The 23257-nt window shown below is 67.0% G+C and carries 23 protein-coding genes; 14 read left to right on the top strand and 9 right to left on the bottom strand.

Going from position 1 to position 23257, the window contains the following annotated elements:
* Positions 1-50 precede the first annotated feature (50 nt).
* The 5 genes from BM345_RS10100 to BM345_RS10080 are packed head-to-tail and all read right to left on the bottom strand — an operon-like array spanning position 51 to position 5018.
* The gene (locus tag BM345_RS10100; protein ID WP_093378713.1) at positions 51-920 is read right to left on the bottom strand and encodes an endonuclease/exonuclease/phosphatase family protein; all 870 of its coding nucleotides are present in this window, start codon (positions 918-920) and stop codon (positions 51-53) included.
* 2 nt (positions 921-922) lie between these two features.
* Positions 923-1759, bottom strand: a complete 837-nt coding sequence (locus BM345_RS10095; RefSeq protein ID WP_254789671.1) for a carbohydrate ABC transporter permease — start codon at positions 1757-1759, stop codon at positions 923-925.
* Positions 1756-2628, bottom strand: coding sequence for a carbohydrate ABC transporter permease (locus tag BM345_RS10090; RefSeq protein ID WP_093378708.1), 873 nt, complete (start codon positions 2626-2628; stop codon positions 1756-1758). The genes BM345_RS10095 and BM345_RS10090 overlap by 4 nt, the downstream gene beginning before the upstream one ends.
* Positions 2629-2648: 20 nt before the next feature.
* Positions 2649-3950, bottom strand: coding sequence for an ABC transporter substrate-binding protein (locus tag BM345_RS10085; RefSeq protein ID WP_093378705.1), 1302 nt, complete (start codon positions 3948-3950; stop codon positions 2649-2651).
* Between the two features lie 45 nt (positions 3951-3995).
* Positions 3996-5018 (bottom strand): ABC transporter ATP-binding protein, encoded by a 1023-nt coding sequence (locus BM345_RS10080; protein WP_093378703.1) that lies wholly within the window; start codon positions 5016-5018, stop codon positions 3996-3998.
* A gap of 136 nt (positions 5019-5154) precedes the next feature.
* Here BM345_RS10080 and phbB point away from each other — a divergent pair, with 136 nt between their 5' ends.
* The 3 genes from phbB to ybaL all read left to right on the top strand — a co-directional run bounded on the left by phbB (position 5155) and on the right by ybaL (position 9097).
* On the top strand, positions 5155-5892 hold the full coding sequence (phbB, locus tag BM345_RS10075; RefSeq protein ID WP_093378700.1) for an acetoacetyl-CoA reductase: 738 nt from the start codon (positions 5155-5157) through the stop codon (positions 5890-5892).
* A gap of 78 nt (positions 5893-5970) precedes the next feature.
* Entirely contained in the window at positions 5971-7314 is a 1344-nt protein-coding gene (locus BM345_RS10070) for a dicarboxylate/amino acid:cation symporter (protein WP_093378698.1), read from the top strand.
* Positions 7315-7375: 61 nt separating this feature from the next.
* Positions 7376-9097: a cation:proton antiporter domain-containing protein gene (gene ybaL / locus BM345_RS10065; protein ID WP_093378695.1), complete on the top strand. Its 1722-nt coding sequence runs from the start codon at positions 7376-7378 to the stop codon at positions 9095-9097.
* A 19-nt stretch (positions 9098-9116) separates the two neighbouring features.
* On the opposite strand, the gene BM345_RS10060 is transcribed toward ybaL, so the two are convergent.
* Positions 9117-9524, bottom strand: a complete 408-nt coding sequence (locus BM345_RS10060; RefSeq protein WP_093378693.1) for a hypothetical protein — start codon at positions 9522-9524, stop codon at positions 9117-9119.
* A gap of 172 nt (positions 9525-9696) precedes the next feature.
* Between BM345_RS10060 and BM345_RS10055 the strand changes: the two genes are divergently transcribed.
* The 3 genes from BM345_RS10055 (at position 9697) to dusA (ending at position 11617) form a co-directional block, all read left to right on the top strand.
* On the top strand, positions 9697-9915 hold the full coding sequence (locus tag BM345_RS10055) for a hypothetical protein (RefSeq protein WP_093378690.1): 219 nt from the start codon (positions 9697-9699) through the stop codon (positions 9913-9915).
* A 30-nt stretch (positions 9916-9945) separates the two neighbouring features.
* On the top strand, positions 9946-10518 hold the full coding sequence (locus BM345_RS10050) for a hypothetical protein (protein ID WP_093378687.1): 573 nt from the start codon (positions 9946-9948) through the stop codon (positions 10516-10518).
* Positions 10519-10597: 79 nt separating this feature from the next.
* Positions 10598-11617: a tRNA dihydrouridine(20/20a) synthase DusA gene (dusA, locus tag BM345_RS10045; RefSeq protein ID WP_302847514.1), complete on the top strand. Its 1020-nt coding sequence runs from the start codon at positions 10598-10600 to the stop codon at positions 11615-11617.
* 20 nt (positions 11618-11637) lie between these two features.
* Here dusA and BM345_RS10040 read toward each other — a convergent pair whose 3' ends face one another.
* Positions 11638-12375, bottom strand: a complete 738-nt coding sequence (locus tag BM345_RS10040; protein WP_093378686.1) for an SDR family NAD(P)-dependent oxidoreductase — start codon at positions 12373-12375, stop codon at positions 11638-11640.
* A 142-nt stretch (positions 12376-12517) separates the two neighbouring features.
* Positions 12518-13165, bottom strand: coding sequence for a GntR family transcriptional regulator (locus BM345_RS10035; RefSeq protein ID WP_093378684.1), 648 nt, complete (start codon positions 13163-13165; stop codon positions 12518-12520).
* 133 nt (positions 13166-13298) lie between these two features.
* Between BM345_RS10035 and scpA the strand changes: the two genes are divergently transcribed.
* Genes scpA through BM345_RS10005 form a run of 7 tightly spaced genes read left to right on the top strand, consistent with a single transcriptional unit; the run spans position 13299 to position 21786 of the window.
* Complete coding sequence (gene scpA / locus BM345_RS10030) at positions 13299-15458, top strand: methylmalonyl-CoA mutase (protein WP_093378681.1); 2160 nt, start codon at positions 13299-13301, stop codon at positions 15456-15458.
* Between the two features lie 2 nt (positions 15459-15460).
* The gene (gene meaB, locus BM345_RS10025; protein ID WP_302847512.1) at positions 15461-16504 is read left to right on the top strand and encodes a methylmalonyl Co-A mutase-associated GTPase MeaB; all 1044 of its coding nucleotides are present in this window, start codon (positions 15461-15463) and stop codon (positions 16502-16504) included.
* A gap of 58 nt (positions 16505-16562) precedes the next feature.
* Entirely contained in the window at positions 16563-18095 is a 1533-nt protein-coding gene (locus tag BM345_RS10020; protein ID WP_093378678.1) for an acyl-CoA carboxylase subunit beta, read from the top strand.
* Positions 18096-18112: 17 nt separating this feature from the next.
* Positions 18113-18238 carry a hypothetical protein gene (locus tag BM345_RS30735; RefSeq protein WP_302847511.1) on the top strand — a complete coding sequence of 42 codons (126 nt, stop codon included), beginning with the start codon at positions 18113-18115 and terminating at the stop codon, positions 18236-18238.
* Entirely contained in the window at positions 18231-20279 is a 2049-nt protein-coding gene (locus BM345_RS10015) for an acetyl-CoA carboxylase biotin carboxylase subunit (protein WP_093378676.1), read from the top strand. The genes BM345_RS30735 and BM345_RS10015 overlap by 8 nt, the downstream gene beginning before the upstream one ends.
* Positions 20279-21301, top strand: a complete 1023-nt coding sequence (gene bioB / locus BM345_RS10010; protein ID WP_093378673.1) for a biotin synthase BioB — start codon at positions 20279-20281, stop codon at positions 21299-21301. Before BM345_RS10015 ends, bioB begins: the two co-directional genes overlap by 1 nt.
* Positions 21298-21786: a VOC family protein gene (locus BM345_RS10005; RefSeq protein ID WP_093378670.1), complete on the top strand. Its 489-nt coding sequence runs from the start codon at positions 21298-21300 to the stop codon at positions 21784-21786. Before bioB ends, BM345_RS10005 begins: the two co-directional genes overlap by 4 nt.
* On the opposite strand, the gene BM345_RS10000 is transcribed toward BM345_RS10005, so the two are convergent.
* Complete coding sequence (locus tag BM345_RS10000) at positions 21776-22273, bottom strand: Lrp/AsnC family transcriptional regulator (RefSeq protein ID WP_093378667.1); 498 nt, start codon at positions 22271-22273, stop codon at positions 21776-21778. The two genes, BM345_RS10005 and BM345_RS10000, sit on opposite strands and share 11 nt — an antisense overlap.
* 97 nt (positions 22274-22370) lie before the next feature.
* Here BM345_RS10000 and BM345_RS09995 point away from each other — a divergent pair, with 97 nt between their 5' ends.
* Positions 22371-23255 carry an EamA family transporter gene (locus BM345_RS09995; protein ID WP_254789670.1) on the top strand — a complete coding sequence of 295 codons (885 nt, stop codon included), beginning with the start codon at positions 22371-22373 and terminating at the stop codon, positions 23253-23255.
* Positions 23256-23257 lie beyond the last annotated feature (2 nt).

Here is a 23257-nt window from a genome sequence, read left to right as displayed (position 1 = left end):
GGGCCCATGTTAAGGACCAATCGCCCGCGCCGTGCGCGCGGCGCTGTGAATCAGCCCAGCTCGACCAGGACCGGCTGGTGATCGGAGACCTGCGTGGCTCCGTCCACCTCGATGCGGCGCAGGCGCGGCACGAGGCTGTCGCTCAGGAAGACGAAGTCGCAGGCGACGGGCTCGGGCCCGTAGCGCCGGTCGAACAGCCGGAAGGTGGGCGCGTGCGTTGCGCCGCTGCCGTACTGCGCGCGCCAGGCATCGTGCAGCGCATGCTGCGAGCCGTCGGTCAGCGAGAAGGGCTGCTGCACCGCCGCATAGGCCGGGTCGCTGGGCGGCATGTTGAAGTCGCCGCACAGGATGGCCTGCTGCGTGTGCAGCTTGGGCTGGAAGGGCGTGCCGAGGTCGGCAGGCAGCTCGGGTGTCGGCGGCGCGGCGGCTTGCGCACAGCCTTCGGCGTGCAGGGCGCGCAGGGCCTCGGCCTGTGCGCTGCGCTGGGAGGCGGAGTAGTACTCCAGGTGCGTGGTCATCACCCTCAGGGCGCCCAGCCCGGGGCTGCGCAGCGTGACGCTGGTGCACATGCGCGGCATGCTGCCCACCGCCGGGTCGGCCGGCCAGGGCAGCAGGTGATGCTGCACCCGCGACACCGGCAGGCGCGTGGCGATGAGGTTGCCAAAGCGCTGCTCGCGGCCGCGTTCGGTGATCTCGTGCACCGCCGGCCCGAAGAAGAGCCGGAAGCCCGGCAGCAGTTTCGCCAGCTCGGCCGGCTGGTCGCCAGGCGAGCCGGCCATGCCGTCGAAGCCCTGCGCGATCTCCTGCAGGCACAGCACGTCGAAGTCGGCCATGCTCCGCGCGTGCTCGACGATGCGCTTCGGGCTGACGAGGCCGTCCAGGCCGCGGCACCACTGGGTGTTCCAGGTGATCAGCTTCATGGCTACTTGATGCCCGCCCGCATGAAGCTCTGCACGAACTGCCGTTGGAAGAGCAGGAAGGCCACCAGCAGCGGCGCCGAGGTCATCAGCGTGGCTGCGGTGATGATGGACCAGTCCACCCCCTGGTCGACCGAGGAAAACACCTGCAGCCCCACCGTGAGCGGCCGCGCGTTCTGGCTGTTGGTGATGATGAGCGGCCACAGGAAGTTGTTCCAGTGGAAGCTCACCGACACCAGCGCGAAGGCGGTGTAGATTGGCCGCGCCAGCGGCACGTAGACGCGCCACAGCACCTGCATGGCGTTGGCGCCTTCCACCCGCGCGGCCTCGTCGAGTTCCTTGGGGATGCCCAGGAAGGTCTGGCGCAGCAGGAAGATGGCGAAGGCCGAGGCGAAGTAGGGGAGGCCGATGGCCAGCAGCGTGTCCACCAGGCCCAGGCGGGCCATGGTCTTGTAGTTCTCCACCACCAGGATGTCCGGCATGATCATCAGCTGCACCAGCACCAGGGCGAACGCGATGTTGCGCCCCGGGAAGCGGTAGCGCGCGAAGGCGAAGGCGGCCAGGGTGCCCAGCACCAGTTGTACCGCGAGGATCATGACCACCAGCAGCGTGGTGTTGAGGAAGTAGCGCGCGAAGGGCGCCGCCACCCAGGCGCGGCGGAAGTTGTCCAGCGTGAGCGGCGCGCCCAGGTCTAAGCGGGTCGAGAACTCGGCCGGGTGGAAGGCGGTCCAGAAGGCGTAGGCCAGCGGCAGCACCCACAGGATCGCCAGCAGCCAGGCTGCGAGCGTGTCCAGCCAGCCGGGCTCGTTGTAGGCCATGGGCTGCGGCGTTCGCGACTTCATTTGTAGTGCACCCGCTTGTCCAGCACGAAGAACTGGAAGAGGGCGATGCCCGCCAGCACGGCCACCAGCACCACCGTGATGGCCGAGGCGTAGGCCGTGTCCCAGAAGCTGAAGCCGACTTCGTACAGGTGGTAGAGCAGCAGGATGGAAGCGTTGTCCGGCCCGCCGCGCGTCAGCACGAAGAGGTGGTCGACCATGCGGAAGGCGTTGATGAAGGCGTTGACCAGCACGAAGAGCGTGGTGGGCATGAGCAGCGGCCACTGCACCCGGCGGAAGAAGTACCAGCGCGAGGCACCCTCGATGGCCGCGGCCTCGCGCAGGCTCGGATTGAGCGACTGCAGCGCGGCCAGGTAGAAGATCATGAAGAAGCCGGCTTCCTTCCAGATGGCCACCAGCGTGACCGCGCCCAGCGCGGTGGACGGGCTGCCCAGCCAGTTGTGCGAAGGCAGGCCCAGCGCGCCGGTGATCTGCTCCAGCAGGCCGTACTGCGGCGTGTAGAAGAACAGCCAGATGTTGGCCACCGCGATCATCGGCAGCACGGTGGGCGTGAAGTAGGCCATGCGCAGGAAGGCACGGCCGGCGATGCGCTCGTTGACCCACAGGGCCATCACCAGCGCCAGGCCGATGGAGGCCGGGATGGTGGCGCTGGCGAAGATCAGGTTGTTGCGCACCGCCTTCCAGAACACCGGGTCGCTCACCATGACCTGGTAGTTTTCCAGCCCCACCCACACCGCCGGCCGGGCACCGCGCGGCGTGGAATAGAAGCTGTCTATAAGGGTCGAGACCGCCGGCCAGTGGGTGAAGCCCACCAGCAGCACCAGGGCCGGCAGCAGCATCAGCCAGGCGTGGACGGCAGTGCGGTTCCTCATCGTGTGGTGCGCTCCCCGGTCTACTTGTAGGAACGGAGGATGCGGTCGGCTTCGGCCTGGGCGTCCTTCATCGCCTGGGCGGGCGTCTTGCTGCCCGTCAGCGCAGCCTGCAGGCCGTCGTTCAGCGCCTTGGTCACGCGCTGGTTGTCATGCGTGGAGAACTCGGCCACCGACACCGGCAACTGGTCGCGTGCCACCAGCGCGGGCGGGAACTCCTGGCCGTACTTCTTGAGCGTCTCGGTGGCATAGGCCGCCTCGGACACGCCCACGTAGCCGGTCTCCATGCTCCAGGTGGCGGCGCGCTCGGGCTGCGTCACCCACTTGACGAACTTGAAGGCCGCTTCCTGCTGGGCCGGCGAGGACTTCTTGAAGATGTAGAAGTTGCCGCCGCCGGTGGGCGAGCCCTTGCGGGTGTTGCCGGGGATCATGCCCACGCCGAAGGGAAAGCCCGCGCTCTTGCGGATGTTGGTCAGGTTGCCGGTGGTGGTGAAGATGATGGCGGCCTTCTTCTCGAAGAAGTCCTTGGGGGTGGTGCCCCACTCGACCACGCCGGGCGGGTGCACGCCGGCCTTGCCCAGGTCCACCCAGTACTGCAGCGCCTCGACCACCTTAGGGTCGTCGAAAGTCACCTTGGTGCCCGCCTCGTTGGCCAGGATGGCGCCGTTGGGCGTGGTCAGCGTCTGGAACAGCCAGTAGGGGAAGCCGCTGGAAGGAATCTGCACACCCCACTGCGTGACCTTGCCGCTGGCGTCCTTCTTGGTGAGCTTGGCGGCCATGCTCTTGAGTTCGGCCCAGTTGGCCGGGCCCTTCTCGGGGTCCAGGCCGGCTTCCTTGAAGGCCTCCTTGTTCCAGTACATCACCACGGTGGAGCGCTGGAATGGAATGCCCCAGGTCTTGCCGCCGGTCTGGCTGTTGGCCATGAAGGCCTTGTAGAAGCTGCCCATCCAGGCCTTGTCCTCGGCCGTTTTGGCCAGGCTGTCGAAGGGCACGATGGCGTCTTCGTCGATGAGCGTGAACATGTCGGTGGACAGCAGCACCGAGGTCACCGGCGGCGTGCCCGACTTGTGGGCCGTCAGCGCCTTGACGATGGTCTCCTGGTAGGTGCCGGCATAGATGGGCGTGACCTTGATGCCGGGGTTCTCCTTCATGAAGCCCTCGGCGAAGCCGTCGATGGTCTTGGCGATCGGGCCGCCCACGGCCACCGGGTAGTAGAACTGCAGGTCGACCGGCGCCTGGGCCTGCACGGCCGATGCGCTGGCCAGAAGGCCGCCGGCGGCGGCGAGTTGCCAGAAGGCGGCGCGCAGGAATGTCTTTCTTTGCATCTTCTTGTCTTTCCTTGGATGGAGATGAGAACTTGGAAAAGGGGCCTAGTGAACCCGCCGGCCCTGGGCGTCGAAACCATGCGCGTCGGCGGCCTGCCAGGCCAGCCGCACGGCCGTGCCGGGCGCGACCTGGTGCTGGCCCTCGGTGCGCACCAGCAGCGATTCGCTGCCCACGCTGCAGCGCAGCACGAGGTCGGCGCCCAAGTACTCGGCGCTCTGCACCACGGCATCGAAACCCTCGCCGGCGCCGGCCAGGCGCACCGCCTCGGGGCGCACGCCCAGCGTGGCGGCGGGCACGCCGGTGGCCACGTCGCTGCCCGCGATGCGGCCACCCTCTAGCGCGACCAGGTTCATGGGCGGCGTGCCGATGAAGCGCGCCACGAAGGTGGTGGCCGGGCGGGCGTACAGCTCGCGCGGGGCGCCGGCCTGCTCGATGCGGCCTTGCGACAGCAGCACCACCTGGTCGGCCATGCTCATGGCCTCGGCCTGGTCGTGCGTCACGTAGATCACCGTCAGGCCCAGCTGGCGCTGCAGCTCTCGCAGTTCGCGCCGCATCTCCTGGCGAAGCTGTGCGTCCAGGTTGGACAGTGGTTCATCCATGAGACAGACCTTGGCCTGCGCCACCAGCGCCCGGCCCAGGGCCACGCGCTGCTGCTGGCCGCCCGAGAGCTGCGAGGGCTTGCGCTCCAGCAGGGCGGCCAGGCCAAGCAGGTCGGCCGTCTCCTTCACCCGACGCTCGCTCTCGGCTGCCGGCACCTTGCGCACCGACAGGCCGAAGCCGATGTTCTGCGCCACCGAGAGATGCGGGAACAGCGCGTAGTTCTGGAACACCATCGCGATGCCGCGCTGGGCGGGTGGCAGGGTGGTGACGTCCTTGCCGTCGATGAGCACCTGCCCGGCCGTGGCGCTTTCCAGGCCGGCGACGATCCGCAGCGTGGTCGACTTGCCGCAGCCCGAGGGGCCTAGAAAAACGCAGAAAGAAGCTGCGTGGATGGCGAGATTTACGCCATGCAATGCGGTACTCTCGCCCCAGGACTTGGCGACGCCAACAAGCTCTACGGAAGACATCGCCGGAGTTTAGGGGCGACGTGTGACAGATCGTTGCAGATAACGTTGGTGTTTTCCTGAGACGGCGGGTTCATCTAATCTCGCTACAGTGGTTCGGCCCCCTTGGGGAAGTTGTACAAAGAAGGAAGGACAAATCATGAGCAAGAAGGTCGCATACGTCACCGGCGGCATGGGAGGTATCGGAACCGCCATCTGCCAGCGCCTACACAAGGATGGCTTCACGGTCATCGCCGGTTGCGGTCCCACCCGTGACTACGCCAAGTGGCTGGCCGAGCAGAAGGCGCTGGGCTTCGACTTCCACGCCTCGGTGGGCAACGTCGGCGACTGGCAGTCGACCGTCGAGGCCTTCGGCAAGTCCAAGTCCGAGATCGGCAGCATCGATGTGCTGGTGAACAACGCGGGCATCACGCGCGACCGCATGTTCGTGAAGATGACGCCCGAGGACTGGAGCGCCGTCATCGAGACCAACCTCAACAGCATGTTCAACGTCACCAAGCAGGTGGTGGGCGACATGGTGGAAAAGGGCTGGGGCCGCATCGTCAACATCAGCTCGGTCAACGGCGCCAAGGGCCAGGCCGGCCAGACCAACTACTCGGCCGCCAAGGCCGGCATGCACGGCTTCACGATGGCGCTGGCGCAGGAGCTGGCCACCAAGGGCGTGACGGTCAACACCGTGAGCCCGGGCTACATCGGCACCGACATGGTCAAGGCCATCCGCCAGGAAGTGCTCGACAAGATCGTGGGCACCATCCCCGTCAAGCGCCTGGGCGAGCCCAGCGAGATCGCCTCGATCATCTCGTGGCTGTCCAGCGACGAGGGCGGCTATTCCACCGGCGCCGACTTCCCGGTCAACGGCGGCCTGCACATGCACTGAGATGCCCATGGACAACCCATAGGACAGGAAACCCGCCTCGGCGGGTTTTTTTGTGCCTGCCCGAACCAGGAGGACAAGATGGAAACCGCGACGACAGCTACAAGAGACAAGCTTCCCCTGTATCGCTCGCTCTACGTCCAGGTGATCACGGCCGTGGTCATCGGGATCCTGCTGGGGCACTTCTGGCCCTCGCTGGGCGAGACGATGAAGCCGCTGGGCGACGCCTTCATCAAGCTGATCAAGATGCTGATCGCCCCGATCATCTTCTGCACGGTGGTGGTGGGCATCGCCGGCATGGAAGACATGAAGAAGGTGGGCAAGACCGGCGGCCTGGCCTTGCTGTACTTCGAGATCGTCAGCAGCATCGCGCTGGTGGTGGGGCTGGTGCTGGTCAACGTGTTCAAGCCCGGGGCGGGCATGAACATCGACCCGGCCTCGCTGGACACGCGGGCGCTGGCGGCCTACACCGGGCCGGGCAAGATGGAAGGCACGGTCGACTTCCTGCTGCACATCATCCCCAACACGGTGGTGGACGCCTTCGCCAAGGGCGAGATCCTGCAGGTGCTACTGATCGCCGTGCTCACGGGTTTCGCACTGCACCGCTTCGGCGGGCGCGGCACGCTGGTGTTCGACATGATCGAGAAGAGCTCGCACGTGCTCTTCGTGATCATCGGCTACGTCATGAAGCTGGCGCCCATCGGGGCCTTCGGCGCGATGTCCTTCACCATCGGCAAGTACGGCATCTCCTCGCTGTTCTCGCTGGGCAAGCTGATGGGCACCTTCTACCTGACCTGCCTGCTGTTCATCTTCGTGGTGCTTGGGACCATCGCGAAGGTGCACGGCTTCTCGATCTGGAAGTTCATCAAGTACATCAAGGAGGAACTGCTCATCGTGCTGGGCACATCCTCCTCCGAGTCGGTGCTGCCGCGCATGATGGAGAAGATGGAGAACCTGGGCGCCGACAAGACCTGCGTGGGCCTGGTCATTCCCACCGGCTACTCCTTCAACCTCGACGGCACCTCCATCTACCTGACCATGGCGGCGGTGTTCATCGCGCAGGCCACCAACACCGACATGACGCTCATGCAGGAACTCACGCTGCTGGCGGTGCTGCTGCTGACGTCCAAGGGGGCGGCCGGCGTGACGGGCAGCGGCTTCATCGTGCTGGCGGCCACGCTGTCGGCGGTGGGGCACGTGCCGGTGGCGGGGCTGGCGCTCATCCTGGGCATCGACCGCTTCATGTCCGAGGCCCGGGCGCTCACCAACCTGGTGGGCAATGGCGTGGCCACCATCGTGGTGGCCAAGTGGACCGGTGCGCTGGACGAGGAGCGGCTCAAGGCCGGCCTGAACAACGAGAGCTGGGTCGAGGCGCAGGAGCCGGAGGAACTGGTGAACGCCAAGGACAGCCGGATGGCCGGTTGAAGACAGAGGAAATTGAAGGGATTGCCGCGATGGGCGCCGATCTTGCGTGCAACATAGGCACATGCCGCACGCCGCTTCCCTCATCAACACCATTGCCGCGGGCCTCGGTCTTGCACTGATCCTGGGCTTCGTGGCCGTGCGGGCCCGCCTGCCTGCGCTGGTGGGCTACCTGCTCGCCGGGGTCATCATCGGTCCCTTCACGCCCGGCTTCGTGGCCGACGCGAGCATCGCCGCCCAACTGGCCGAGATCGGCGTGATGCTGCTCATGTTCGGCGTGGGCCTGCACTTCTCGCTGGACGACCTGCTGGCGGTGCGCAAGATCGCGGTGCCGGGTGCCCTGGTGCAGATGGCGGTGGCCACGCTGCTGGGCGGCATCCTGGCGCACTGGTGGGGCTGGGACCTGGGCGCCGCGCTGGTCTTCGGCCTGGCCCTGTCCGTGGCCAGTACCGTGGTGCTGCTGCGCGCCTTGGAGAACCTGGGCCTGCTCGATACCTACGTGGGCCGCATCGCGGTGGGCTGGCTGGTCGTGGAGGACCTGGCCATGGTGCTGGTGCTGGTGATGCTGCCGCCTCTGGCCGAGGCCATGGGCCGCGCCGGCGTGGGGGGCGGCCAGAACGTCTGGCAGACGCTGGGCGTCACCTTCCTGCAGGTGGGCGGCTTCGTGGCGCTGATGCTGGTGGTGGGGCGGCGGGTGCTGCCGTGGTTGCTGTGGCAGGTCACGCGCACCGGCTCGCGCGAGCTCTTCACCCTGTGCGTGGTGGCGGCCGCGGTGAGCATCGCCTTCGCATCGGCAGCGCTGTTCGGCGTGTCCTTCGCACTGGGCGCCTTCTTTGCCGGCATGGTGCTGCGCGAGTCGGAGTTCAGCCACCGGGCCGCGCAGGAGTCGCTGCCGCTGCGCGACGCCTTCGCGGTGCTCTTCTTCGTGTCGGTGGGCATGCTCTTCGACCCCATGGTCATCATCGACCGGCCGCTGCAGGTGCTGGCGGTGGTGCTGGTGATCGTGGTGGGCAAGTCGGTGGCCGCCCTGTGCCTGGTGCTGCTGTTCCGTTATCCGCTGGGCACGGCGCTCACCATCTGCGCCAGCCTGGCGCAGATCGGGGAGTTCTCCTTCATCCTGGCAGGGCTGGGGGTGGCGCTGAACCTGCTGCCCATGGAAGGGCGCAACCTGGTCCTGGCCGGCGCACTCATCTCCATCGCGACCAACCCACTGTGGTTCGCGCTGATCGCTCCATTGCAGCGCTGGCTGCTCAAGCACTCGGCGCTGGCGCGCGGTTTCGAGTCGCGCATCGATCCGCTGGCCGAGCTGCCCATGACCACCGACGCCCGCTACCTCTCGCGCCAGGTGGTGCTGGTCGGCTACGGCCGGGTCGGCCGGCGAATCGCGGCCATGCTCGACGCCAGCGACGTGCCCTTCGTGGTGGCCGACCAGAACCGCGAACTGGTGGAGACGCTGCGGGGCAAGGGCGTGGCAGCCGTGTGGGGCGACGCGGCCGACCCGGCGGTGATGATCCAGGCGCACATCGCTCGCGCCCGGGTGCTGGCCATTGCCACGCCGGCGGCCATCAACGTGCGCCAGATGATCGAGACCGCCCGCATGCTCAACCCGTCCATCGAGGTGGTGGTGCGCAGCCATGACGAGGCGCAAGCCCAGTTGCTGAGCCACGAGGTCTCGGCCACCGTGTTCCTGGGCGAGCACGAACTGGCCCAGGCGATGGCGCGCGACGTGCTGCGCCGGGCCGGCCCCGCGCCGGCGTCGGCACCGGCCTCCGTGTCGGCGCACTAGGGCGCGCCGGAAAAAGCGCCTACAGGTCCTCGATCACCAGCCGGCGGTAGCGCTCGGCGACGGAATAGGGCACCTGGCGAACCACTTCCATCACCTTCTCGGCCACGACCTCGTCGCGGGTCTTGACCAGCAGGGCGTGATGGCCCTCGCGGGCCAGGCGGGTGTAGGTGCGCACCGTCGCGGCTTCGGTGCCGGCCGAGGGCAGGGGGTAGTCCGATCCCTTGATGGTGGGGGTGATCTGGTCGAGGATTTCCTGCGGAGTGACCAGATAGACCTCGTCGCCGCTCACCACGCCGTCCTCGATCAGCTGGTGCCCGATGCGGCTGGCGTCCTCTTGGCTGGGAAACATGATCATCGAATGGCCGGTCGGGTAGAAACCGCCGCCGATCAGCGACGTCATGTGGCTGTTCAGGTTGAATCTCTTCATGGCTGCCTCCGCGTCTTGAGTCACGCCCCAAGCTGTACGCCTTTTCGGGAAGCTCAGTGTGCGCTAATCTGATACTAAATGCCACATTTGTACCTAATCGTGAAATAGTCGCTTGGCGTTCTACTGAATGCTTTCTTACGATGTCCTTGTCTGAATTGATAGTTTTTTCTGCATGCGGACCTTGCGAAACATCGCGCTCACTGTTCACGAACTGGAAGAGGGAGAGTTCTATTGGGTGCTGATGGAAGGCACGGACCATCAGAGCGATGAATACCTGCCCTACGTGACGCTGGAAGCCGCGTGCACTCCTTACGGCAGCTACTCCGACGCCCTGGTGGCCGGAGTGGCGGCGATCCGGCGGATGTTCGGCAAGGAGGGGCCCCGCAATTGAAGAACAAAAGACCATGACCGAGAGGGAAACATGAGAAAGACACTGGCGCTGATGGCCGGGCTCCTGCTTGCTCTGGCGGTGGGGGCATGGCTGGCCTATCCGATGAATGCGGTTGCATGGGCGGCCTGGGTGCAGGCGGCCGGGGTGATCGCGGCCATCTGGTGGTCGGTGCGCTTGCAGGAGCGCCAGTCGGGCCAGGCCATGCGCCAGGCCAACCAGGTCGCTGCCATCTTCGCTGCCAACTTTCACTGGGTGTTTCGAGAGCTCAACGACGCCTGCGCCAAGCGTTCCTGGCCGGACTACGTGGTCAACCGCCGCATCCTGGAAGACATCCTCAGCCAGGGCCGCAACGTGCCGGTGCAGGCGCTGGAGGGCCGGTCCCTGGCCATGGTGAGCAGCCTGCGCGCCATCGGCGTGGAAGCGCTGGAAGTGACGCTGGGCCACCAGGCCAACGGCGACTGGCGCGAGCTGCAGACGTACTTCGCCAAGCGGTTGCCCAGCATTGCCGCCTGGCTGTCGGCCACCGGCAATCCGCCGGAGAGCAACGGACCCACCGACTACCTGGGACTGCGCACTTCTTTCAGCCAGCTCGGCCAGCTCTGAGCGGCAAATAGCCGGACGGCCGGGCGGCCGTCCGCGGGTCGGCGAAAATCGAAGACTGCCCCTGGCCGCCTTCCTCCACGTGACCCTGCCCAAGCCCACACCCTCTGCCGCTGTTCCCTTCGACGCCAGTCGCGTCTCCGTCGCGCCCATGATGGATTGGACCGACCGGCACTGCCGCTACCTGCACCGGCTTCTCAGCCGCCATGCGCTTCTCTACACCGAGATGGTGACCACCGGCGCGCTTCTGCATGGCGACGTGCCGCGCCACCTGCGCTTCAACGACGAGGAACACCCGGTGGCGCTACAGCTGGGCGGCAGCGAGCCAGAAGACCTGGCCAAGTGCGCACGGCTGGCGGAGGACTGGAACTACGACGAGGTCAACCTGAACTGCGGCTGCCCCAGCGAGCGGGTGCAGCGTGGTGCCTTCGGCGCCTGCCTGATGAACGAGCCGCAGCTGGTGGCCGACTGCGTCAAGGCGATGGTCGACGCCACCCGCCTGCCGGTCACGGTCAAGCACCGCATCGGCATCGACAAGATCGAGCGCTACGAGTTCGTGCGCGACTTCGTCGGCCAGGTGAGCGAAGCCGGCTGCAGCACCTTCATCGTGCATGCCCGCAACGCCTGGCTCAAGGGCCTGTCGCCCAAGCAGAACCGCGAGGTGCCGCCCCTGCGCTACGAGCTGGTGCACCGGCTCAAGCACGAGTTTCCGCACCTGCGCATCTCCATCAACGGCGGCTTCGCCCAGAGCGAGGCCGTGCACGAGCAGTTGCGGCTGCTGGACGGCGTGATGGTCGGCCGTGAGGCTTATCACAACCCTTGGTGGCTGGCCGAGTGGGACTCGGCCTTCTTCTGCGACGCGAGCGCGCCCGAGCGCACGCGCGAGGAAATCGAGCTGGCCATGTGCGAGTACATGGTCCGCGAGGCCCAGGCGCACGGCACCCACTGGTACAGCATCGCCCGCCACATGCTGGGCCTGCGCCACGGCCTGCCGGGCGCGCGCCGCTGGCGCCAGGTGTGGAGCGACCACCGCATGAAGGAGCTGCCGCCGCACGAGGTGATGCAGCGGGCCCACGCGCGTGAGGCGGTCGCGGCGGCCTGAGCCTTGGCCGCCGGGCGGCGCTAGAGGGTCAGCCCGCCATCCACGTGCAGCACCTGGCCGGTGATGTAGGCCGCTTCGGGGCTGAGCAGGAAGGCGATGGGCGCGGCGATGTCGTCGGGCGTGGCCAGCCGTCCCAGCGGGACGCGGCCCGCCACCTCCTGCCATTGCGCGGGGCTGAGGGCACCGCTGCCCGGCTTGTCCTTGCTCACGTAGCCGGGCGCGATTGCGTTGACGGTGACACCCTGCGCCGCCGATTCCGCGGCCGCGGCCTTCACCAGTGCCTCGATGCCCGCCTTGGCCGCCGCGCTGGCCGGAAAGGCGGAGGCGCCCTGCAGGAAGCGGTGCGCGATGAAGGAACTCACCGCCACGAAGCGGCCATGTTGCACTTGCCGCAGCAGCGGCAGGCTGGCCCGCATGAGGTGGGCGACCGACACCACCATGGCACGCAGCGACCGCTCGACGCCTTCGTCGTCCAGTTCGGCGATCGAGCGGCGGTCGGCGAAGCCGGCATTGGCCACCACGCCGCGCAGTGAGCCCAGGGCTTGCGCGGCCTCGATCAGAGCGGTGACGGTCGCGGCTTCAGCCATGTCGCCCAACACGACCGTGCTGCGCACCGCGCAGCATTCGTTGGCGACGGCTTGCGCCGCATCCCGGTTGCTGCCTGTGTGGATGACGAGTTGCGTGCCTTGGGCGGCGAGCCGGCGGCATGTGGCCGCGCCAATGCCCGAGCCGGCGCCTGTAACGATGATGGTGTGCATCTCTTGCTTCCTCCCTTGATGGCGGGGATTCTGCATCGCGCGGGAACGCTTGCCGCCCGGCCGCGGCTTGCATGGGATGCGCCGATTCCCGGTATGCAGGCGCGGGCTCCCGGCGCCGGGAAGACCGAAGCCGGGTGGCCGCTCAGGAAGCCGCTTCGAGCCCGTTGCGGAAGTGCGCCTGCATCTGCGCCATGGCGCCGGCCGGGTCGCGCGCCTCGATGGCGGCCATCACGGCGCGGTGCTCGGCCAGCGACTCGTCGATGCGGCCGGCCTTGAGCAGCGAGTTGTGGCGGTTGAGCTTCATCACCTTGCGCAGGTCGGCAACCATCTGGTCGCGCCAGCGGTTGTCGGCAAAGGCCAGCAGGCGCATGTGGAAACGCTCGTTGATGGCGAAGAAATGGTCTCGGTCGACGCGGCCCGGGCGGGCCGCAGCCTCCAGCTCGGCATGCAGGGCCTTCAGTTCGGCGCGCTGCGCATCGGTGGCACGACCCGCGACCACGCCTGCAGCGTCGCTCTCCAGCAAACTCAGCAGGTGGTAGACGTCGGCGAGGTCCTTCTCCGACACCTCCGTCACATAGGCGCCGCGGCGCACTTTCATGGTCACCAGGCCTTCGGCGGCCAGCACCTTCAGTGCCTCGCGCAGGGGGGTGCGGCTGATGCCGTATTCCTCGGCGATCTTCAACTCGTCGATCCAGCTGCCGGGCTCCAGTTCGCGCTTGAAGATGCGCTGGCGCAGCAGCTCGGCCACCTCTTCGTACAGGGCGCGGGGAGTCAGGGTGAGGGCAGACATGGAAGGCGACTGTACCTCAAAAACGGGATTTTAAATTCATAATTATGAATGTTAGACTTGTGGGTATCGCCGGCGCCCGGTTCAATGACGGGCGAGCCGCGCATCCAAAAGAGTTTCAGCCTTCGAGCCGTCCATGAGCACCAAACCCGAACCGACCTTCCAATCCGCCGACCTGCAAGCCTGGGCCAAGGCGGCCGCCAAATCCGCGCCCGGTGGCAACGTGGAGGCGCTCAACTGGATCACGCCCGACGGCATCGCCGTCAAGCCGCTCTACACCGCGGCCGACCTCGAGGGCCTGAAGTACGCCGACACGCTGCCGGGCTTCGAGCCCTACCTGCGCGGCCCGCAGGCCACCATGTACGCGGTGCGCCCCTGGACCATCCGCCAGTACGCCGGCTTCTCCACCGCCGAGGAATCCAACGCCTTCTACCGCAAGGCCCTGGCGGCGGGCGGGCAGGGCGTGAGCGTGGCCTTCGACCTGGCCACCCACCGCGGCTACGACTCCGACCATCCGCGCGTCACCGGGGACGTCGGCAAGGCCGGCGTGGCGATCGACAGCGTGGAGGACATGAGGATCCTGTTCGACCAGATCCCGCTGGACAAGGTGAGCGTGTCCATGACCATGAACGGCGCCGTGCTCCCGGTGCTGGCCGGCTACGTGGTGGCGGCGGAAGAGCAGGGCGTGTCGCAGGACAAGCTGTCAGGGACCATCCAGAACGACATCCTCAAGGAGTTCATGGTCCGCAACACCTACATCTTCCCGCCCCAGCCGAGCATGCGGATCATCGGCGACATCATCGAGTACACGGCGAAGAACATGCCGAAGTTCAACTCGATCTCGATCTCGGGCTACCACATGCAGGAAGCCGGTGCCAACCAGGCGCTGGAGCTGGCCTTCACCCTGGCCGACGGCAAGGAGTACGTGAAGACCGCCTTGGCCAAGGGCCTGGACGTGGACGACTTCGCGGGCCGCCTGTCCTTCTTCTGGGCCATCGGCATGAACTTCTACCTGGAAGTGGCCAAGATGCGCGCCGCGCGCCTGCTGTGGTGCCGCATCATGAAAGAGTTCGAGCCCAGGAACCCCAAGAGCCTGATGCTGCGCACGCATTGCCAGACCTCCGGCTGGAGCCTGACGGAGCAGGACCCGTACAACAACGTGGTGCGCACCACCATCGAGGCCATGGCCGCGGTGTTCGGCGGCACGCAGTCGCTGCACACCAACGCGCTGGACGAAGCCATCGCGCTGCCCAGCGAGTTCTCGTCGCGCATCGCGCGCAACACGCAGCTCATCATCCAGGAAGAGACCCACATCACCAGCGTGATCGATCCCTGGGCCGGCAGCTACATGATGGAGAAGCTGACCCAGGACATGGCCGACGCCGCCTGGACCATCATCGAGGAGGTCGAGGCCATGGGCGGCATGACCCGCGCGGTGGATTCCGGCTGGGCAAAGCTCAAGATCGAGGCGGCGGCTGCCGAGAAGCAGGCGCGCATCGACTCGGGCAAGGACGTGATCGTGGGCGTCAACAAGTACAAGCTCAAGGCCGAGGACACGGTAGACATCCTGGAGGTGGACAACCTCAAGGTGCGCGACCAGCAGGTGGCGCGTCTTGCGAAGATCCGCGGCTCGCGCGACAGTTCCAAGGTGCAGGCCGCGCTGGATGCGCTCACGCAGGCCGCGGAGTCGGGCCAGGGCAACCTGCTGGACCTGAGCATCCAGGCGGTGCGCCTTCGGGCCACGGTGGGCGAGGTCTCCGATGCACTGGAAAAGATCTACGGGCGCCACCGCGCCGACACGCAGAAGGTGACGGGTGTGTACGCAGCTGCCTATGACTCGGCCGAGGGCTGGGACAAACTCAAGACCGAGATCGATGCCTTTGCCGAAGAGCAGGGCCGCCGCCCGCGCGTGATGATCTCCAAGCTGGGCCAGGACGGCCACGACCGTGGCGCCAAGGTGGTGGCCACGGCCTTCGCCGACCTGGGCTTCGACGTGGACATGGGGCCGCTGTTCCAGACGCCGGAAGAGTGCGCGCGCCAGGCCATCGAGAACGACGTGCACGCGGTGGGCGTTTCCACGCTGGCGGCGGGCCACAAGACGCTGGTGCCGGCCATCATCAGCGAGCTGCGCAAGCAGGGCGCGGACGACATCATCGTGTTCGTCGGCGGCGTGATCCCGCGCCAGGACTACGACTTTTTGTACGAGGCAGGCGTGAAGGGCATCTACGGCCCGGGCACGCCCATTCCGGCCAGCGCGAAGGATGTGCTGGAACAGATCCGCGCCTCGGTGGCCTGACGGTGGCGCAATCGCCAGTCACTGCCGAATCGGTCATGGACGCCTCGGGCCTGCCGCAGCGGCGCGCCATCGCCAAGGCCATCACGCTGCTCGAATCCACCCGCGCCGACCATCGCGCGCAGGGCGACGAACTGCTGACGGCGTTGCTGCCACGCACGGGCAAGTCGTTCCGCCTGGGCATCAGCGGCGTGCCGGGCGTCGGCAAGTCGACCTTCATCGAGACGCTGGGCCTGTACCTGATCGAGCAGGGGCATCGCGTGGCGGTGCTCACCATCGATCCGTCGTCCACCTTGTCGGGCGGCTCCATCCTGGGCGACAAGACGCGCATGGAGCGCCTGTCGGTGCACGAGCGTGCCTACATCCGGCCCAGCCCCTCCAGCGGCACGCTGGGCGGCGTGGCCGAGAAGACGCGCGAAGCCATGCTGGTGTGCGAGGCCGCTGGCTACGACATCGTCATCGTCGAGACGGTGGGCGTGGGCCAGAGCGAGACCGCGGTCTCGGGCATGACCGACATGTTCGTGCTCATGCAGCTGCCCAACGCCGGCGACGACCTGCAGGCGATCAAGAAGGGCGTCATGGAGCTGGCCGACCTGGTGGTCATCAACAAGGCCGACCTCGACCGTGATGCAGCCACCCGCGCGCAGGCGCAGATCACCTCGGCGCTGCGCCTGTTCGGCCACCACGGCAATCCCGAGCACGCAGCCGCGATGCACGACGCCGCCAGCGGCGCCGAGCTGGCGCAATGGACGCCGCAGGTGCTGCAGATCAGCGCCCTGGCCGGCACCGGCGTCGTCGAGTTCTGGCGCGCCGTCAGCCGTTTCAGGACCCTGCAGACGGCCAACGGCCGTCTCGACAGGCGGCGCGAGAAGCAGTCGCTGGCGTGGATGTGGGAGCGCATCGACGCCGGCCTCAAGCAGGCCTTCAAGCAGCATCCGCAAGTGCGCATGCTCTTGCCGCAACTTTCGCAGCAGGTGGCCGGTGGCCAGCTGCCGGCTTCCACCGCGGCCCGCAACCTGCTGTCGGCCGCCGCTGCGCTGAACGGCTGAGGCGCGCACCCCGATTTCGACTCACAAGACAAACCAACATTTTTCCGCGAAAGACATCATGCAAGACCTCATCGACGAACTCGAGAAGCGCCGTGCCCAGGCCCGCCTGGGCGGCGGCCAGAAGCGCATCGACGCGCAGCATTCCAAGGGCAAGCTCACCGCGCGCGAGCGCATCGAACTGCTGCTGGACGACGGCACCTTCGAGGAATGGGACATGTTCGTCGAGCACCGCTGCACCGACTTCGGCATGGCCGACAACAAGATCCCCGGCGATGGCGTGGTCACCGGCTACGGCATGATCAACGGCCGCCTGGTCTTCGTCTTCAGCCAGGACTTCACCGTGTTCGGCGGCGCGCTGTCCGAGGCGCATGCAGAGAAGATCTGCAAGGTGATGGACCAGGCCATGAAGGTCGGCGCACCGGTGATCGGCCTGAACGACTCGGGCGGCGCCCGCATCCAGGAAGGCGTGGCCTCGCTGGGCGGCTATGCCGACGTGTTCCAGAAGAACGTGCTGGCCTCTGGCGTGGTGCCGCAGATCAGCATGATCATGGGCCCCTGCGCCGGCGGCGCGGTGTATTCGCCCGCCATGACCGACTTCATCTTCATGGTGCGCGACAGCAGCTACATGTTCGTCACCGGCCCCGAGGTGGTGAAGACCGTCACGCACGAGGAAGTGACGGCCGAGGAACTGGGCGGCGCCATCACCCACACCACCAAGAGCGGCGTGGCCGACATGGCCTTCGAGAACGACGTCGAGGCGCTGATGATGCTGCGGCGCCTGTACAACTACCTGCCGCTCAACAACCGCGAGAAACCGCCGGTGCGCCGCAGCGGCGACCCGGCCGAGCGCGCCGAGCTGTCGCTGGACACGCTGGTGCCCGACAACCCGAACAAGCCCTACGACATGAAGGAGCTGATCGCCAAGGTGGTCGACGACGGCGACTTCTTCGAATTGCAGCCCGACTACGCGAAGAACATCCTGATCGGCTTCGGCCGTATGGACGGCCAGACGGTGGGCATCGTCGCCAACCAGCCGCTGGTGCTGGCCGGCTGCCTGGACATCAAGAGCTCCATCAAGGCCGCGCGCTTCGTGCGCTTCTGCGATGCCTTCAACATCCCGGTGGTCACCTTCGTGGACGTGCCCGGCTTCATGCCCGGCACCAGCCAGGAGTACGGCGGCATCATCAAGCACGGCGCCAAGCTGCTCTACGCGTATGCCGAGTGCACCGTGCCCAAGATCACCGTCATCACCCGCAAGGCCTACGGCGGCGCTTATGACGTGATGGCCTCCAAGCACCTGCGCGGCGACGTCAACCTGGCCTGGCCGCGTGCCGAGATCGCGGTGATGGGCGCCAAGGGCGCGGTCGAGATCATCTTCCGCGAAGACAAGAACAACCCCGAGAAGCTGGCAGCCCGCGAGGCCGAGTACAAGGCCCGCTTCGCCAACCCCTTCGTCGCCAGCGCCCGCGGCTATGTCGACGACGTCATCCTCCCGCACGAAACCCGCAAGCGCATCTGCCGCTCGCTGGTGATGCTGCGCGACAAGAAGCTGGACAACCCCTGGCGCAAGCACGGGAACATTCCCCTGTAAGTGTGGAGAAGAAGAACATGTTCAAGAAGATCCTGATTGCGAACCGCGGCGAAAGCGGCCGCAAGGCCGCTTCGGCGAAGCCAAAGTGCATGGCGCGCGAAGCGCGCTCAGGCGATTTCCACGCGGAGACCCGAAATGTTTAAGAAGATCCTGATTGCCAATCGCGGGGAAATCGCCTGCCGCGTCATCGTCACCGCCCGGAAGATGGGCATCAAGACCGTTGCCGTTTACTCGGACGCGGACAAGGAAGCCCGCCACGTCGAGCTGGCCGATGAAGCCGTGCACATCGGCGCGGCGCCCAGTCGCGAGTCCTACCTTCAGGCCGACCGCATCATTGCCGCGTGCAAGGCCACGGGCGCAGAAGCCGTTCACCCGGGCTACGGCTTCCTGTCGGAGAACGAGGCCTTTGCCCGCAAGGTCGAGGAAGAGGGCATCGTCTTCATCGGCCCCAAGCACTACTCGATCGCGGCCATGGGCGACAAGATCGCCTCCAAGAAGCTGGCGAACGAGGCCAAGGTCAACACCATCCCCGGCTGGAACGACGCCATCGACTCGGCCGAGCGCGCGGTGGAGATCGCCAAGGACATCGGCTACCCGGTGATGATCAAGGCCAGCGCCGGCGGTGGCGGCAAGGGCCTGCGCGTGGCCTTCAACGACAAGGAAGCCTTCGAGGGCTTCTCGTCCTGCCGCAACGAGGCGCGCAACAGCTTCGGCGACGACCGCGTGTTCATCGAGAAGTTCGTCGAGGAGCCGCGCCACATCGAGATCCAGGTGCTGGGCGATTCGCAAGGCAACGTCATCTACCTGAACGAGCGCGAGTGCTCCATCCAGCGCCGCCACCAGAAGGTGATCGAGGAAGCGCCGTCGCCCTTCATCAGCGACGAGACGCGCAAGGCCATGGGCGAGCAGGCCGTGGCCCTGGCCAAGGCGGTGAAGTACCAGAGCGCCGGCACGGTGGAGTTCGTGGTCGGCAAGGACCAGAGCTTCTACTTCCTGGAGATGAACACCCGCCTGCAGGTGGAGCACCCCGTCACCGAGTGCATCACCGGCCTGGACCTGGTGGAACTGATGATCCGCGTGGCGGCCGGCGAGCAGCTGCCGCTGGCGCAGTCCGACGTGAAGCGCAACGGCTGGGCGATCGAGTGCCGCATCAATGCGGAAGACCCCTTCCGCAACTTCCTGCCGTCCACCGGCCGGCTGGTGAAGTTCCAGCCGCCGCAGACGGACATGTTCGCGGCCGACACCGAGCACCTGAACGGCGTGCGCGTGGACACCGGCGTGTACGACGGCGGCGAGATCCCGATGTACTACGACTCGATGATCGCCAAGCTCATCGTGCACGGGAAGGACCGCCAGCACGCCATCACCAAGATGCGCGAGGCGCTCAATGCCTTCGTCATTCGTGGCGTGAGCAGCAACATCCCCTTCCAGGCGGCGCTGCTGGCGCATCCGAAGTTCGTCGCGGGCGACTTCAACACCGGCTTCATTGCCGAGAACTACGGCAAGGGCTTCCATGCCGAGGACGTGCCGCACAGCGAACCCGATTTCCTGCTGGCGCTGGCCGCCTTCATGCATCGCCGCTACCGCGCGCGTGCTTCGGGCATCAGCGGGCAGTTGGAAGGCCACGGCGTGAAGATCGGGGAGAAGTTCGCGCTGGTCACGGTCGACGGCGAAGGCCGGCAGCACCAGACCGAAGTGTCCGTGACAGACTTCGAGGGCAGCACGGGTTCGAGCGCCGTCACGCTCAACGGCAAGACCTGGCAGATGAGCAGCAATGCCGCGCTGGGTGCGGTGGTGGTCAGGGGCATCGTCAATGGCCAGCCTTTCACTGCGCAGGTGGAACGGGGCGCCGGCAAGAACCCGCTGGCATTGCGCGTGGCCCACAACGGCACGCAGGTGGAGGCCATGGTGCTCTCGCCCCTGGGGGCGAAACTGATGAAGCTGATGCCCTACAAGGCGCCGCCGGACCTCAGCAAGTACCTCATGTCGCCCATGCCCGGCCTGCTGGTCGAGGTGTCGGTGCAGCCGGGCCAGCAGGTGCAGGCCGGCGAGAAGCTGGCGGTGATCGAGGCCATGAAGATGGAGAACGTGCTCTTCGCTGCGCACGACGGCGTGGTGAGCACGATCTCCGCCAACAAGGGCGAGTCGTTGGCCGTGGACCAGGTCATCCTGGAATTCGCCTGATGACGGTGGACCATGCCGTGACCCTGCACCGGCCGGCCGCGCCGGTGCGTGCCCGTGGCCCTTGGTCGGTGGAGGCCGTGCAGGCCCTGCTGGACAAGCCGCTGATGGACCTCGTCTTCGAGGCGCAGACGGTGCATCGCGAGCACTTCCCCGAAGGCGACATCGAGCTGGCGACCCTGCTGTCGGTGAAGACCGGCGGTTGCCCCGAGAACTGCGGCTACTGCCCGCAGGCCGCCGAGTTCGACACGGGCGTGAAGGCGCAGAAGCTGATGGAAGTGGACGAGGTCCTGCGCGCCGCCAAGGCCGCGCAGGACGCCGGTGCCACGCGCTTCTGCATGGGCGCCGCCTGGCGCGCGCCCAAGGACCGCGACGTGGAGAAGGTGGCCGAGCTCATCGAGGCCGTGAAGGGCCTGGGCCTGCAGACCTGCGCCACGCTGGGCATGCTGGAGCCGCACCAGGCCCGGCAGCTCAAGGAAGCCGGCCTGGACTACTACAACCACAACCTGGACACCGCGCCCGAGTACTACACCGACGTGGTGCAGACCCGCCAGTACCAGGACCGGCTCGACACGCTGTCGGCAGTGCGCGAGGCCGGCATCAGCGTCTGCTGCGGCGGCATCGTGGGCATGGGCGAGCAACCGGTGCACCGCGCCGGCCTGATCGCGCAGCTGGCCAATCTGCAGCCGTACCCGGAATCAGTGCCCATCAACAGCCTGGTCCGCGTGCCCGGCACGCCCCTGGCCGATTCGGAGCCCATTGATCCCTTCGACTTCGTGCGGATGATCGCGGTGGCGCGCATCACCATGCCCAAGGCGCGCGTGCGCCTCTCGGCCGGCCGCCAGCAGCTGGGCGACGCAGTGCAGGCGCTGTGCTTCATGGCCGGCGCCAATTCGATCTTCTACGGCGACAAGCTGCTCGTCACCGGCAACCCAGACGTGGAAGCCGACGTGCAACTGCTGCGCAAGCTCGGCTTGCGCGCGCGCCGGACCACAACCTCAGAAGCGCAGGAGGTGTGCGCATGACCACGATGAACCGTCCTTTCCAGGTGCTGGGCATCCAGCAGATCGCCATCGGCGGCCTCGACAAGCTTCACCTGCGCCGCCTGTGGGTGGACATGCTGGGCCTGGAGATCACCGGCACCTTCAGGAGCGAGCGCGAGAACGTCGACGAGGACATCTGCGCCATCGGGCAGGGCCCCTTCAAGGTGGAGGTGGACCTGATGCAGCCGCTCGACGCAGAAAAGAAGCCGGCGGTGCACGCCACGCCGCTCAATCACATCGGCCTGTGGATCGACGACCTGCCGGCTGCCGTTCAGTGGCTCACCGACCAGGGCGTGCGATTCGCGCCGGGCGGCATCCGCAAGGGCGCGGCAGGCTTCGACATCTGCTTCCTGCATCCCAAGGCCAGCGAGGAATTCCCGATCGCGGGCGAGGGCGTGCTGATCGAGCTGGTGCAGGCGCCACCCGAGGTGACGGCCGCCTTCAAGGCGCTCGCGCTCAGGCCCTGAGCAGCTTGCGGCCGCCTGCCTTCGCGGGCGGCTTGCGCGGCGGCAGCATCGGCTGATGCTCGCGCGCCACGTTCAGGATGATGGACGTGGCGGTCTCGGTCAGCAGGCAGAACTTGCTGACTACAGCGTCGAGGTGGGCCACGTCCTCGACTGCGATCTCCAGCACCCAGCTGTCTTCGCCGGTCACGTTGTAGGCATTCACGCACTCGGGCGTCTGCTGCACCAGCTTCACGACCCGGTCGTAGTCCGCGCGGCCCACGCGGATCAGCGCACGGATGCCGTAGCCCAGCTTCGAGAGGTTCACGCTGGCGTGGTAGCCGCTGATGATGCCGCTCGCCTCCAGCTTGCGGACGCGCTCCGTCACCGCCGGCTGGCTCAGGTGAACACGCCGGCCCAACTCGGCCATGCTCAGGCGCGCATCGGCCTGCAACTCGGCGAGGATGCGGGTGTCGTGAGCGTCCAATTCAGCGTTGAAGGCGGCGGTCATGAATTTCCTTTGAATCGACGGCATTCTGGTCCCGATGCCGTCGAACCCGCATGGCTGAATGCCGTGCGCCTTCATACCATGCTGGCCATGGACACCCTTGCCAACCCTTCGGGGCCGCGCCTTGCCGCCTTTCGTGCTGGTGTGCCTCTTCGCCACCTGGGTGGTGTGGGGCTCGACCTACCTGGCCATCAAGTACGCGCTGCTTAGCTTCGCGCCCTTTCTTCAGATGGGCACGCGCTTTCTCGTGGCCGGCGGCTTGCTCATGGCGTGGATGCGCTGGCGCGGCGCGCCCTGGCCCTCGTTGATGCAGTGGCGCAATGCGCTGGTGGTGGGCGGCCTGATGCTGGGCGGTGGCATGGGCGGCGTGGCGCATGCGGAACTCACCATCGGCTCCGGGCTGGTGGTCGCCTTCATCGCGGTGGTGCCGCTGATGATCACGCTGCTCAACCTGTTCTGGGGGATGGTGCCGGGCCGCTGGGAATCGGCCGGCATCGCGCTGGGCCTGGCGGGGGTGCTGATGCTGACGCAGGGCAACGGCTTCCAGGCCTCGCCCCTGGGCCTCGTGGCGATGGCGGTCGCCTGCCTGAGCTGGTCACTGGGCAGCGTGCTGAGCCAGCGCAGCCTGCCGCTGGCGCAGGGCGCCATGGGCTTTGCCAGCGAGATGCTGTGCGGTGGTGCGGTGCTGATGGGCCTGTCGCTGCTGGCGGACGAAAGCTGGGTCTGGCCGCCGCAGCCGCTGGCCGCGGCGGCATGGCTCTACCTGGTGGTGTTCGGCTCCCTCATCGCCTTCAACGCCTACATGGTGCTGCTGGCGCGTGCGCCGGCCTCGCTGGCGGCGAGCTACACCTTCGTCAATCCGGTGATCGCGATGATGCTGGGCGTGTGGGTGGCGGGCGAGACGGTCTCGCGCTTCGAGTGGTACGCGGTGGCCGTGGTGCTGGCCGGCGTGCTGCTGCTCCTGTGGCAGCGCCGCCGCGCCTGAAC

Source organism: Variovorax sp. OV329 (assembly GCF_900114785.1).
Lineage (GTDB): Bacteria > Pseudomonadota > Gammaproteobacteria > Burkholderiales > Burkholderiaceae_C > Variovorax.
Note: the sequence above shows the minus strand (reverse complement) of the source record. Positions and strands in the feature narration are given on the sequence as shown.